This window comes from Nostoc sp. DedQUE02 (assembly GCF_034531035.1).
GTDB lineage: Bacteria > Cyanobacteriota > Cyanobacteriia > Cyanobacteriales > Nostocaceae > Nostoc.
In genome coordinates, this window is record NZ_JAVRBY020000013.1 from 106,781 (window position 1) to 121,346 (window position 14,566).

A 14,566-nucleotide genomic window follows, 5' to 3' on the forward strand; every position below is an offset into this window, starting at 1 on the left:
TTACCTTTGGGGAAAAGTTTACTGGGTTTGGGTTAAAGGTTTTCCCCCTTTCCCCTAACCGTATTGACTCTACTCGACCAACCAAAAAATGGATGGGTGAAGGCAAGCAGGGGAGGTAGGGAAAGAAAAGAATTTGATTTTCTTACTATAAACCCCGCAAAATTTCTTTGGTGGACTGCTAGGAACGAAGTCACTAGAAGCGATAAACTAAGTCGCAAATGAACTTACGGTGTATTTAAAAACCAGTGTATCCTAATGTCGGCTTCTGTTATAACCGTAGAAACTTACGAAGTTTCAGTCTCACAAGTCAATTATTCAACGGCTCCCTTGTGGCTGTCTTTATGGCAGGTAAGATTTTTCCACCAACAACCTTGGAGCGATCGCCAAATTTCTTCAGTAGAAATGATCGCAGCCGATCTGAGTCAGATTGCTCAATATAACCCAGCACTAAATCCGATTGATAAATTAACTCAAGTAACTGGCTTTTTTCAACGCCCGCCTGGGTATTAGGTAGATGTCTAAGCCAGGAACTCATGAACAAAAAAATCCAGTTTAAATACTTGTTTAAAAATGCTTTTCTGTCTCTTACCCCCAATGCCCAATCCAAATTTTCTAACGTTTGTTAACCAATATATTGTCCTGGGAATTATAACGCTAGTATAAGGAAATTCTCGTAAAAATTTATGAGCGCAAAAGTTGATGGAACTTTAAAGATCGCTGGATACCAAATCGGAGAGCAACTTTATTCAGGTTCTCGTACCCAAGTATATCGGGCAGTTCGAGAATGCGATCGCCTCCCAGTTGTCATCAAGCTCTTAAAACGAGAATATCCAACTTTTAACGAATTAGTCCAGTTTCGCAACCAGTATGCGATCACTAAAAACCTAGATATTCCCGGCATTATCAAACCCTACAGCCTAGAAGCCCATCACAATGGCTATGCCCTAGTCATGGAAGACTTTGGTGGTGTTTCCCTGCGGCAATTTACTCAAGGAAAAACACTGACATTAGAGCAATTCTTACCCATTGCTCTGCAACTACTAGACACTTTACACCAGTTACATCAACAGCGCGTCATTCACAAAGACATCAAGCCAGCCAACATCTTGATTCACCCTGACACGAACCAAATCAAGCTGATTGACTTTAGTATTGCCTCGCTCTTACCACGAGAAACCCAGGAACTTCAGAGCCTCAATGGACTAGAGGGAACGCTAGCCTATCTGTCGCCAGAGCAAACCGGACGGATGAACAGAGGCATTGACTACCGCAGTGACTTCTATTCTTTAGGTGTGACTTTCTTTGAATTACTGAGTGGAAAATTGCCCTTTGAGTCCTATGAACCAATGGAGTTGGTGCATTACCACATTGCGAAACTTCCACCTAGCTTGTGCGATTTCAACCCCGAATTGCCCTTGATGCTGGGCGAAATTGTCCGCAAACTAATGGCGAAGAACGCCGAAGACCGCTATCAAAGCGCGCTAGGACTTAAACATGACCTTGTTACCTGCTTAGAACAGTGGCGAGAAACAGGCAAACACACCTGGTTTGATTTAGGACAGCGAGATATTAGCGATCGCTTTCTGATACCCGAAAAACTCTACGGGCGGGAATCGGAGGTAAAGACTTTATTAGAAGCATTTGGTGATGTGGCCAATGGTGGCTCTCAACTGATGCTAGTGGCAGGTTTTTCTGGTATTGGCAAAACCGCAGTTGTCAATGAAGTGCATAAACCGATTGTGCGCTGGAACGGCTACTTCATCAAGGGCAAATACGACCAGTTCAACCGCAACATTCCTCTGTCTGCTTTTGTACAAGCCTTTCGCGATCTGATGGGACAGTTGCTTAAAGAAAGCGATACTCAACTGGAGCAATGGCAGAGCAAGATCTTAGCAGCAGTTGCAGAGAACGGGCAAATCTTGATTGAGGTGATTCCTGAACTGGAGCAGCTGATCGGCAAACAGCCTGCGATCGCTGAACTATCAGGCGGTGCGGCACAACACCGTTTCAATCTGCTGTTCCAAAAGTTCATTCAGGTCTTCGCGACCAGAGAGCATCCGTTGGTAATATTTCTCGATGACTTGCAGTGGGCAGATTCGGCATCGCTGAATTTGCTGAAGTTGTTAATGTCTCAGAGCGATTGCAGCCATCTATTTATTATTGGTGCATACCGCAATAACGAGGTGTTTGCGGCTCATCCACTGATGTTGACGCTAGATGAAATTGAAAAAACTTCTTCTGGCATCAAAACCTTGAACCTAGCTCCTTTGAGTCAAGCAGATGTGAACCATTTGATCGCCGACTCGCTCAGTTGTGCAACAAAACAGGCACTGCCGTTGACAGAGTTGGTTTATCAAAAAGCCAAAGGCAATCCTTTTTTCACAACTCAGTTTTTGAAAGCGCTACATGAGGATGGGCTGATTACCTTTAATTGGGAGGCAGGTTTTTGGCAGTGTGATGTAACACAAGTGCGATCGCTTGCTCTCACCGATGATGTGGTGGAATTTATGGCACAACAACTTCAAAAATTGCCCAACATCACTCAAAATGCTTTAAAACTAGCAGCCTGTATCGGCAATCAGTTCGATTTGGCGACGTTAGCGATCGTTTATGAAAAGTCGCAAGCAGAAACCGCTTCAGACTTGTGGAAAGCATTGCAAGAAGGATTTATCATTCCTACCAATGAAATTTACAAGTTTTATCAGGATTCCTCATTGGCGATTGGTCATTTGCAAATGACAAATGACGAAGCGCAAATGACGGTTTACAAATTCTTGCACGATCGCGTCCAGCAAGCTGCTTATTTCCTGATTCCAGAGGAACAAAAACAGATCGCTCACCTCAAAATTGGGCAACTGTTACTGACTCATACACCTGTTAGCAAACAAGACGAAAAATTATTTGAAATTGTTAACCAACTTAATATTGGCAAATCCCTAATTGTCGATTTATCTAAGCAAATAGAACTCGCCCAACTAAATCTGAAAGCTGGACAAAAAGCCAGAGTTACAACTGCCTATACAGCCGCATCTGAGTATTGCACTACAGGCATCGCCTTGTTAACTGAAGATATGTGGCAAACGCAGTATAAGTTAACCTTAGCCCTCTATGAAACTGCCACTGAAGCCGCTTACCTGAGCGGCAACTTTGAACAGATGACACAATTGGCCGCAGTCATCATAGAACACTCTAGAAATCTGTTGGATACGGTCAAGGTCTATGAAGTTCAAATTCAAGCAGCTCAAGCACAACATCAATTTATAGAGGCAGTAGAGATTGCCCTCAAGAGTGTGGAGCGTTTAGGAAACAGCCTCCCAAAGCAACCCAGTCAATCAGATATTGCCAAAGCATTCGAGACGACTAAATCCATTTTGGCTGGAAGGCAACCGCTGGATTTAATCAATTTGCCCCAAATGACAGATCCTAACAAGTTAGCAGTTGTACGGATTCTCGCCGCTGTCACTTCTGCTGCTTTTGTTGTCACTCCAGCGCTGTTACCGTTTATTGTCGTCGAACAGGTCAATTTATCCGTTCAATATGGCAATAGTTCATTTTCGGCAATTGGCTATGGCTACTATGGAATGATACTTTGTGGGATGACAGGAGAGATTGACTTTGGGTATGAGTTTGCACAACTAGCACACTTGTTGCTGGAACATTTCAATGCCAAAGAACTGAAATCCAGAGTCTATGTCGGAATTTACTGTTGCGTGTGGCATTGGAAAGAGCCGCTCAAGAACTCCTTAGCGTTTCTCCGGGAAGGCTACGAAGTTGGATTGGAAACGGGAGATTTAGAATCGGCCGCTATTTGCGGATTCATTTACATCTCATATTGTTGGTTTATGGGCAAAGAATTAAGCGATCTCAACCGAGAGAGCGCTGCCTTCCGAGATCAGCTTGGGCAGCTCAACCAAGAAGGTCTTACCAGCCATCTGACCGTTTTTCAGCAACCAATTTTGAATATGCTTGGCGATTCTGCTGAACCTTGGCAGCTGACTGGAAATGCCTTTAATCGAGAGGAAATTGTGCCAGCCCTCCAGCGATCGGGCGATCAAACTGCGTTGTATTATTTCTATGCCAACCAACTTGGTCTGTGTTACATGTTTGGCAAGTTTGAGTTGGCGGTATCAGCGGCGATCGCTGCTGAAAACTATATAGGTGGTGCTACAGGCTTATTCATAGTTCCGCTCTGCTACACCTATGATTCTCTAGCCCATCTGGCAATCTATTCTCAGGTTTGTGAGGCACAACAGCAAAACATTCTGCAACGGGTGGCTAAAAATCAGGAAAAAATGAAAAAGTGGGCTGACTATGCTCCAGAAAATTACCTGCACAAATTTTATTTAGTTGAAGCCGACCGATACCGAGTCTTAGGGCAGAAATCAGAGGCAATAGATTTGTACGATCGCGCCATAACTCTAGCTAAAGAACACGGATACACCCAAGAAGAAGCCCTCGCCAATGAACTGGCCGCTAAATTCTACCTCAATTGGTCTAAAGAGCGCATTGCTCAGTCATATATCACCCAAGCCTACTATGGCTATGCTCGTTGGGGCGCTAAAGCGAAAGTCGCCGACTTGGAACGACGCTATCCCCAACTCCTCGCCCACATCTTAGAGCAAACCCGTTTTCCCCTCTCAACTAACGAAACTATCTTCATATTGGAGAGTGTTACCTCCACCAGTTCCTCGACCTCCAATAGTAGCAGCGTCTCTGTTGCTTTAGATTTAGCTACCATTCTTAAAGCTTCCCAAACTCTTTCTAGGGAAATCGAATTTGAAAAACTGCTTTCAGCTTTGCTGCATATCGTCATTGAAAATGCTGGAGCCGATAAATGTGTATTCATGCTTTTGCAGTCAGAGCGGTTGCTAGTTCAGGCTTTAGCACAACTTTCCCTGAGCAGTCTACAGAACCAAGCTGCCAAAGTTGATTTTTACCCGATGTTACTCAACCCACAGCCTGTTGAAGACTCAGTTGATGTACCAGTTGGCTTAATTAATAACGTCAAACGCAACTTACAACCAGCAGTAATTACTGATGCCACGATGCATCCGCAATTAATTAATGATCCGTATATTCAGCAACAGCAACCCAAGAGTATCTTGTGCAGCCCGATTTTGAATCAGGGTAAGTTGTTGGGCATATTGTACCTGGAAAACAATTCGGCAACCGGAGCATTTACGAGCGATCGCGTCCAACTGCTGAACTTACTTTGCGCTCAAGCTGCAATCTCTTTAGAAAACGCCCGACTTTATCAAAATTCCCAAAACTATGCTCGACAGCTAACACAATCTCTAGCAAAATTGCAGGCTAGTGAAACCCGTTTCCAAAATTTGGCGAATAATATTCCTGGTATGGTGTACCAATTCCGTTTGGCGGCCGATGGTTCAACTTCAACACCTTATGTTAGCTCTGGCTGTTTTGACTTATATGGATTAGAGCCAGAGTCAGTGATGGCTGGGAAGCATAGCCTTAAAGCTATGCATCATCCTGACGACGATCCAGCTATTGCCCAAGCGATGGCCTACTCTGCCCAAAATCTCACACCATTTGAGGAAGAATGGCGGATTATTCTGCCTTCAGGAACCATCAAATGGGTTCAATCTGCTGCTCGACCAGAGCGACAAGTCGATGGCGCAATTCTATGGGATGGTGTGGTAATTGATATTAGCGATCGCAAACAGGCCGAAGCATCTCTAGCCAAAGAACGAGAATTTTTAAATGCCATCATTCACAATATTACTGATGGAATTGTTGTTTGCGATGCAAGTGGCAAATTGACTCTATTTAACAAAGCAACTCGTGAATTTCATGGTCTACCAGTAGAATCATTACTAGCACAACAATGGATAGAACACTTCGATCTCTATCAACCTGATGGTCAAACACCCCTATCAACCACAGAAATTCCTTTATTTCGCGCCTTGCAAGGAGAAATCGTCGAAAATGCCGAAATGGTAATTGCGCCAAAGCATGGTTCTAGGAGAATTTTGTTAGCTAGTGGACAAGCGATCTTCGATGCTTCGGGCAACAAACTCGGTGCAGTAGTTGTGATGCGAGATATTAGCGATCGAAAACTTGCTGAACTTGCCTTGCAGCAAAAATCACTTGACTTAGAACAAGCACTAACCGATCTGCAAAACGCCCAATTACAAATTGTTCAAAGTGAAAAAATGTCAGCACTAGGCAATTTAGTTGCTGGTGTGGCTCATGAAATGAATAATCCCCTTGGTTTTATTGCTGCTAGTCTCAAACAAGCTAAACCTACCATCACCGATATTGTTGAACACTTAAAGCTTTATCAAGAAAGTTTACCCAACAAAAGTGATGAAATTCTTGGCCATGCCGAAGAAATTGACTTGGATTATAGCTTAGAAGACTTGCCTAAGGTGATTGATTCCATGTCGATGGCGTGCGATCGCCTGAAAAATATCAGCACCAGTTTACGGACTTTTTCGCGTGCCGACAAAGATTATAAAGTACCGTTTAATATTCACCAAGGCATTGACAGCACAATTTTAATTTTGAAACATCGTCTCAAAGCTAACGAGCAACGTCCAGCAATTGAAGTGATAACTGAATACACCAATTTACCTCCAATCGAGTGTTTTCCTGGACAATTAAATCAAGTATTTATGAATATTATCGCCAATGCTATTGATGCCTTAGAAGAATCGAATATTGGGCGAAGTTTTGACGAAATTAAAGCAAATCCAAACTGCATTACAATTACAACTAAACAAGAAAATAATCTCGCTAAAATTATAATTGCCGACAATGGAAAAGGAATGAATGAAGAGGTAAAGCAAAAAATATTTGACCATTTATTTACGACCAAATCAGTCGGTAAAGGCACAGGATTAGGACTTGCGATCGCAAAATCTATCGTTGAAGAAACCCACGGCGGAAAATTGACTTGTAACTCATTTATGGGTAAGGGTACAGAATTTATTATTGAAATTTCGGTATGAATTTTGGGCAATTTTTGTAAACAACTTCCGATATTTGGGAATACTAAATCCAGAAATCGTTAGGATTTAGTAATATGGTTAGCACTCTTGTCAGTATTCCCAGATATCGCATCAGCGAAGAACTCTACAATGGTTCTAGAACGGTCGTTTATCGAGGGTATAGAGAGAGTGACTTATTACCTGTAGTCATTAAACTGCTGAAAAATCCTTATCCGAGTTTCAATGAACTCTTATCGTTTCGCAATCAGTACACTATTGCGAAAAATCTCAACTCACCTCTAATTGTCCAAACCTACAGCCTCCAAGCTTATCAGAATGGTTATGCATTGATCATGGAAGACTTCGGGGGGATTTCTCTCAAAGATTATTTCACCTCTAAGCAGACGCGATATATCGTATCTAGTGAAGAGTTTTTAGAAATAGCGATCGCACTGTGCAATACCTTAGATGTACTTTACCGCGCTCGGATTATTCATAAAGATATCAAACCCGCTAATATTTTAATTAATCCCGAAACCAAGCAAGTTAAATTAATTGACTTTAGTATTGCATCTTTACTAGCACGAGAAACACAAACACTAATCAATCCTAATGTATTAGAAGGGACATTAGCTTATATTTCTCCAGAACAAACAGGCAGGATGAATCGCGGGATTGACTACCGCACAGATTTCTATTCTCTAGGTGTGACTTTTTACCAATTGCTCACAAAACAGTTACCCTTTGAGTCAAACGATCCTATGGAATGGGTACATTCTCATATTGCTAAACTTCCGCCAAATATGAATAAACTCCACCGGCCTTCAACACTCTATTCTGAGCAAGGAGAGGGTTCGGATCAGGTTTATTTTGCTATTCCTCAAGTTCTCTGTGATATCGTCATGAAAATGATGGCGAAAAATCCTGAAGATAGATATCAAAGTGCATTGGGGTTAAAACATGACTTGGAAAAATGTTTAGAGCAAATCAAAGAAACTGGTAAAATTGAAACCTTTGAGATTGCTCAACGAGATATTTGCGATCGCTTTCTCATCCCCGACAAACTCTATGGACGAGAAACTGAAGTAAAAACCCTACTCGAAGCATTTGATCGCGTCAGTAATGGTACGACAGAAATGATGCTAATAGCAGGGTTTTCAGGTATTGGTAAAACTGTTGTAGTTAATGAAGTACATAAACCCATAGTTAAACAACGGGGTTATTTTATTAAGGGTAAATACGATCAATTTAATCGCAATATTCCTTTCAGTGCATTTGTGCAATCATTCCGGGATTTAATGGGACAATTATTAACAGAAAGTGATGCTCAGATCCAACAATGGAAGAGTAAAATTTTAGATAGCCTTGGGGAAAATGGGCAAGTAATTATTGAAGTTATCCCCGAATTAGAAAGAATTATTGGTCAACAATTACCAGCAATACAACTATCAGGCTCGGCTATCCAAAACCGATTTAATTTATTATTCCAAAAGTTTGTCCAGGTATTCACAACTAAAGAACATCCATTGGTGATATTTTTAGATGATTTGCAGTGGGCAGATTCTGCGTCTCTGAAGTTAATGCAATTGCTGACGAGCGAATCAAGCAGGGGATATTTATTATTAATTGGTGCTTATAGAGATAATGAAGTTTCAGCCGCCCATCCTTTGACATTAACTTTAGAAGAAGTTATCAAAAATCAAGCCACAATTAATACAATTACTCTTGCTCCTTTAAGTAACTATAATTTAAATCAACTAGTAGCAGATACGCTGAGTTATTCATTAGAATTTGCCCAACCGTTAACTCAAATAGTGTATCAAAAAACTAATGGCAATCCCTTTTTTAGCACACAGTTTTTGAAAGCACTCTATGAAGATAAACTAATTAAATTTGACTGGAAGTGTGGAAATTGGCAGTGCGATATTACAGAAGTTAAAGCGTTAGCAGTGACAGATAATGTGGTGGAGTTTATTGCCTTACAATTGCAAAAACTGCCAACAAGCACACAGTCAGTTTTAAAATTAGCAGCTTGTATTGGTAATCAGTTTGATTTGGTGAGTTTGACAATTGTTTCTCAACTATCAGAGATAGAAACGGCAACTTATTTGTGGAAAGCTTTGCAGGAAGGATTAATTTTACCGACTAGTGAAATCTACAAGTTTTATATTGAACGGTTAACCAATGATATAGAGCAAGATTCGCTGATTGTAAATTATAAATTTTTGCACGATCGCGTCCAACAAGCTGCCTATTCCCTAATTCCAGAGGAGCAAAAACAGGCAACTCATCTCAAAATTGGGCAACTCTTATTGCAGAAGACTTCGCTCAACGATCGCGAAGAAAAACTGTTTGATATCGTCAATCATCTCAATGTCGGAAAATCTCTGATTACCCAGCCATCTCTTCGCCATGAACTCGCCCAGTTGAATCTTGCAGCCGGACGCAAAGCCAGAGCTGCAACAGCTTACAGTGCTGCAATTGCTTATTTTACAACGGGTATTGAGCTGCTGCCAAGCGATCGCTGGCAACATCAATATCAGCTCTGTCTCGCCCTCTATGAAGGCGCAACAGAGGCAGCTTACCTCAGCACTGATTTTGAACAGATGGAACAGTTAGCAGCAACGGTGCTGACTTATAGCCATTCCTGGCTCGATCGAGTGACTACATATCAGGCTAAAATCCAGGCTTGCATTGCCCAAAATCAACATTTAGAAGCTTTGCGGCTGGCGCGAGAAGTGCTGAATCAACTGGGGGTGTATTTGCCAGAGCAACCTACACAGGTAGAAATCAAGCAGGGGCTTGAGCGCACCCAAACACTTCTCGGCAAGCGATCAATTGAATCACTGTTAGAGTTACCCGAAATGACCGCACCAAAGCAAAAAGCGGCAATGGCTATTATATCGAACATCATGTCTGTTGCTTATCAAGTTGCTCCAAACCTGTTGCCCTTGCTCACCTATATTCAAGTAAATTTATCCGTGCAATACGGGAATACAACGGAATCAACCTATGGTTATGTCCAGTATGGGCTAATGTTGGTTGCCATTTTGAAAGATATTGATGCAGGCTATCGCTTTGGGCAATTAGGGATAAATCTATTACAGAGCATTGATGCTTCCAAGCTTGCGGCTAAAACCATTTTTGGATTCAACAGTTCCCTCAGACATTGGCGAGAACCCGCGAAAGACACGCTAAACGGGTATCTGCAAGCTTACGCCAGTGGACTAGAAACGGGCGATATTGAGTATGTTGCCCTCAGCCTGATGTGCTACAGCTACACCGCTTATTTCAGTGGGCAAGAACTTTCTGCTCTCAAACAGAGGATGGATGAATACCGTAAGGTGATCCAGAAATTCCGTCAGAATGGCTATTTTCGCATTCAAAGTATTTACTATCAAGCGGTACTCAATTTACTGGAACCTACGGCTGAACCAGATCGATTGTATAGCAAAGACTATGATGAGGATGAGATGATTCAGCTTCATCTCCAAGCCAATCAATTGATCGCGCTGTGTCAACTTTATTTCAATAAACTGCTCCTTTCCTATCTGTTCCATCGCTATGAACAAGCAGTCTTAAATGCCCGTTTAACAGAACAGTATTTGGGCACAGCAGTAGGACTGATGCATGTTCCGCTCTTTTCCTTCTACGATGCGCTGCTGCAATTAGCGATTTATTCAACTGCTACTCACACAGAGCAAGCAGTTATTCTAGATAAGGTTTCTGTCCATCAGGAGAAACTTCAGGAGTGGGCATCTCATGCACCCAGCAATCAGACTCATCGTTGGGCGCTAGTTGCCGCAGAACGGTGTCGAGTTATAGGTGAAAAAGCTGAGGCAACAGATTTGTATGATCGCGCCATTGCTCTTGCCAAAGAAAACGATTACATCCAAGAAGAAGCTCTGGCTAATGAACTAGCTGCCAAATTTTACCTCGATTGGGGCAAACAGCGCATAGCCCAGGAATACATCACCCAAGCCTACTACGGCTATGCTCGTTGGGGCGCTAAAGCCAAAGTCGCCGACTTGGAAAGACGCTATCCTCAACTTCTTGCTCCCATCCTTCAGCAAACCCGTTCTCTCTTCTCGACTAACGAAACTATTTTCCCATTGGAGAGTGTCACCTCCACCTCCACTAGTTCCGCCAGTTCCAGCAGTAGCAGCGTCTCTGTTGCTTTAGATTTAGCTGCTATTCTCAAAGCTTATCAAACCCTTTCTGGGGAAATCGAACTCGAAAAATTGCTCAAGGCATTGCTGCATATCGTCATTGAAAATGCCGGAGCCGATAAGTGTGTGTTGATGCTTTTAGAGTCAGATCGGTTGCTAATTCAGGCGTTAGGAAAGCTTTCTGAGAGTGGTGTACAGAATGTCGATTTTTACCCAATGTTGCTCAACCCGCAGCGCGTTGAAGACTCTGTGGATGTACCAGTTGGCTTAATTAATACCGTTAAACGTAGCTTAGAACCTGCGGTAATTGTTGATGCCACCATACATCCGCAATTAATCAATGACCCGTATATTCAGCAACAGCAGCCCAAGAGTATCTTGTGCAGCCCGATTTTGCATCAGGGGAAGTTGCTGGGCATATTGTATCTAGAAAATAATTTGGCAACTGGAGCTTTTACAAGCGATCGCGTCCAACTGCTGAACTTACTTTGCGCTCAAGCTGCAATCTCTTTGGAAAATGCCCGACTTTATCAGCGATCGCTAGAAAATGCCCAACAACTAGAGCGATCGCTTGATGAGTTGAGCGCCGCACAGTGTAGCTTGCAAGCATCCCAGCAACGACTCCAGCTATTGGTTCAGCAAACTCCACTGGCAGTCATAGAGTGGGATACTAATTTTCAGGTTATTGACTGGAACCCAGCAGCAGAAAGAATCTTTGGCTACACCAAACAGGAGGCTTTAGGTTGTCAATTCCAATTCATCATTCCTCAAACAATTCAAGCAGAAATGGAGCGAGTGAGCATCGATATTATATCGCAGGAGGGCGGTAATTACAGTATCAATGAAAATGTCACAAAGGATGGTAAAATTATTATTTGTGCTTGGTATAACAATCCACTTGTAAATGCAGACGGCGAGTTAATCGGAGTCGCTTCCCTAGCAGATGATATTACAGAACAGCAAGCCGCCCTACGCGATCGCAAAGTTGCCGAAGTCCAACTTCAACAAAAAGCACAAGAGCTAGAAACTGCTTTACAAAACCTGCAACAAGCACAATTACAAATCGTGCAAAGTGAGAAAATGTCTGCACTAGGCAACTTAGTTGCTGGTGTAGCTCACGAAATGAATAATCCCCTCGGTTTTATTGCTGCTAGTCTAAAACTTGCTAAACCCACTATTACTGACATTACCCAACACTTAAAATTATATCAAGAAAGCTTCCCCAACAAAAGCGATCAAATCGAAGACCACGCCGAAGAAATCGACTTGGATTATAGTTTAGAAGACTTGCCCAAGATGATTGATTCTATGTCTATGGCGTGCGACAGATTAAAAAATATCAGCACCAGTTTACGTACATTTTCACGTGCAGACCAAGATTACAAAGTGCCTTTCAACATCCACCAAGGGATTGATAGCACCATTCTTATTCTCAAACATCGTCTCAAGGCGAATGAACAACGTCCCGCGATTGAAGTTGTCACAAATTACGGTAATTTACCTCAAGTAGAATGTTTCCCTGGTCAATTAAATCAGGTATTTATGAATATTTTAGCGAACGCTATTGATGCATTAGAAGAATCTAATCAAGGACGCAGTTTTGAGGAAATTAAAGCTAATTATAACTGTATTAAAATTACAACTTTAGTAGAAAATAATTTCGTGAAAATTGCCATTGCTGATAACGGTAAGGGAATGAGTGAACAAGTCAAATCAAAAATATTTGACCATTTATTTACTACAAAAGCTGTCGGTAAAGGTACAGGTTTAGGATTGGCGATCGCTCGTCAAATTATTCTAGAAAAACATGGCGGAGCGATCAAAGTGAATTCTAAACTTGGCGAAGGAACTGAATTTGTGATTCAGCTACCGTTGTTGGCATAAACGAGAAAAAACTTACAAGATTGCAATCCCAGGAATCGGTCATTCCCAGCCAGAGACTGGGAACAAGGCAAATTCCTAACTCCAAACTTTTTACGCTTTTCCAGCAGCTACCACCGAATTTTTAACCAAAAGTTCCACTGCTGCTTGATATTGCAAATCCGCTTCAGTACCAATCTGTTCGCGGTTAATAGCTGGTTGGGAAATAACTTTATCTGGCTTAATACCTAGTTTGTTAATATCCCGGTGTTCAGGAGTTTCATACTTAGCAATTGTGACTGCTAAACCCGAACCATCTGATAATTCAAACAAAGATTGAATTAAGCCCTTGCCAAAGGTGGTTTCGCCTACCAATTGGGCACGACCATTATCTTGGAGTGCGCCAGCAAGAATCTCACTAGCACTGGCAGTTCCTTGATTTACCAAAATCACCAGAGGATCTTTCGTCAGGGCTGGCCCAAAGGCTTCAAAACTACCCTGAATGCCTTGTCGGTTAACAGTGTAAACAATAGTGCCAGAGTCTAACCACAGACGGGCGATTTCAATTCCTGATTGCAATAATCCCCCAGGATTATTTCGTAAATCCAGAATGTAGGCAGCAGCGCCTTTTTTTTCTAGACTAGAAATAGCGTGTGCCAATTCCGTTGAGGCGTTGGCATTAAATTGAGTGAGGCGTAGGTAGCCAATGGGCGTACCCTCCGTGGAAACACGCAAATCTGAAACCACAGGGTTAAGAGCAATGCGATCGCGTGTCAGTCTAATTTCCGTTTCTGCCTCTCCGTCCCGTTCGATTACCAAAGTCACAAGGCTGCCACTGGGGCCCCGCATTTTGGTAGCAGCTTCATCAAGAGTGAGATTTTCTGTGGAAACGCCTTCAATTTTGAGAATGCGATCGCGTGGTCGAATCCCCGCTTTATCTGCCGGTGAACCAGCGATAGGAGCCACTACTTCTAACTTCCCATTCTCAGGATTCAAGGCAATTTGCAATCCTACCCCAGTCAGTTCCCCAGAAGTATTGACCTGCAAGCTGCGGTACTGTTCTGGATCTAAAAAACGGGTAAAAGGATCGTCGAGGCTTTTGAGCATCTTCCCAATTGCCTCATAACTGGCATTTGAGTCTGGCAGTGGCTTCTCCAGAACCTTTTGCCGCACAGCCGCCCAGTTTTGATGATTAAAGGTCTCATCTAGATAAGTACGATTAACAATTCGCCAAACTTCCGAAACCAGCTTTTGTTCACCCGTCAAAGCCATCGCTGGCTGAGTGAGCATACCCAACGCCAAGCAAAACGCCATTAACAATGAAAATCCAACCCGAAAGACTTGTTTGTTCATGAACCCCATTATCAATTCCACCTCAACCCAAATTGCCTAGATAATGTCCACTTCCCCTGTTGTTGATGAAATCTATCTCTCGATTATGTTACTTTTTTTATAGAAGTGGTGCATTTTTCTCATCAAGTTGTTCAGTCAACTGATGCATCGTATCCACTTACCAAAGGATAAAATCTACTTTGTGTCCACCATTTTGTGTGTAGGGGCGTAAAGAGATCGCAATATATTCCATCT

At 42.4% G+C, this 14,566-nt stretch carries 4 protein-coding genes; 3 read left to right on the forward strand and 1 reads right to left on the reverse strand.

Annotated features, from left to right (window positions below; translation table 11 throughout):
• Positions 1-255: 255 nt before the first annotated feature.
• The 3 genes from RMX98_RS13630 (at position 256) to RMX98_RS13640 (ending at position 13,003) form a co-directional block, all read left to right on the forward strand.
• Positions 256-510, forward strand: a complete 255-nt coding sequence (locus RMX98_RS13630) for a hypothetical protein (RefSeq protein WP_322675838.1) — start codon at positions 256-258, stop codon at positions 508-510.
• A 173-nt stretch (positions 511-683) separates the two neighbouring features.
• A complete protein-coding gene (locus RMX98_RS13635) occupies positions 684-6,971 on the forward strand; it encodes an AAA family ATPase (protein ID WP_322675839.1) in 6,288 nt (2,095 codons plus the stop codon).
• 74 nt (positions 6,972-7,045) lie between these two features.
• On the forward strand, positions 7,046-13,003 hold the full coding sequence (locus RMX98_RS13640) for an AAA family ATPase (protein WP_322675840.1): 5,958 nt from the start codon (positions 7,046-7,048) through the stop codon (positions 13,001-13,003).
• A gap of 90 nt (positions 13,004-13,093) precedes the next feature.
• Here the strand turns inward: RMX98_RS13640 and ctpA are convergent, their stop codons facing one another.
• Positions 13,094-14,341 carry a carboxyl-terminal processing protease CtpA gene (gene ctpA / locus RMX98_RS13645; RefSeq protein ID WP_322675841.1) on the reverse strand — a complete coding sequence of 416 codons (1,248 nt, stop codon included), beginning with the start codon at positions 14,339-14,341 and terminating at the stop codon, positions 13,094-13,096.
• Positions 14,342-14,566: the final 225 nt, after the last annotated feature.

Excerpts from the sequence above, each read along its gene's own strand:
- RMX98_RS13630 (WP_322675838.1), top strand. The coding sequence starts at position 256 with ATGTCGGCTTCTGTTATAACCGTAGAAACTTACGAAGTTTCAGTCTCA.
- RMX98_RS13635 (WP_322675839.1), top strand. The coding sequence starts at position 684 with ATGAGCGCAAAAGTTGATGGAACTTTAAAGATCGCTGGATACCAAATC.
- RMX98_RS13640 (WP_322675840.1), top strand. The coding sequence starts at position 7,046 with ATGGTTAGCACTCTTGTCAGTATTCCCAGATATCGCATCAGCGAAGAA.
- ctpA (WP_322675841.1), bottom strand. The coding sequence starts at position 14,341 with ATGGGGTTCATGAACAAACAAGTCTTTCGGGTTGGATTTTCATTGTTA.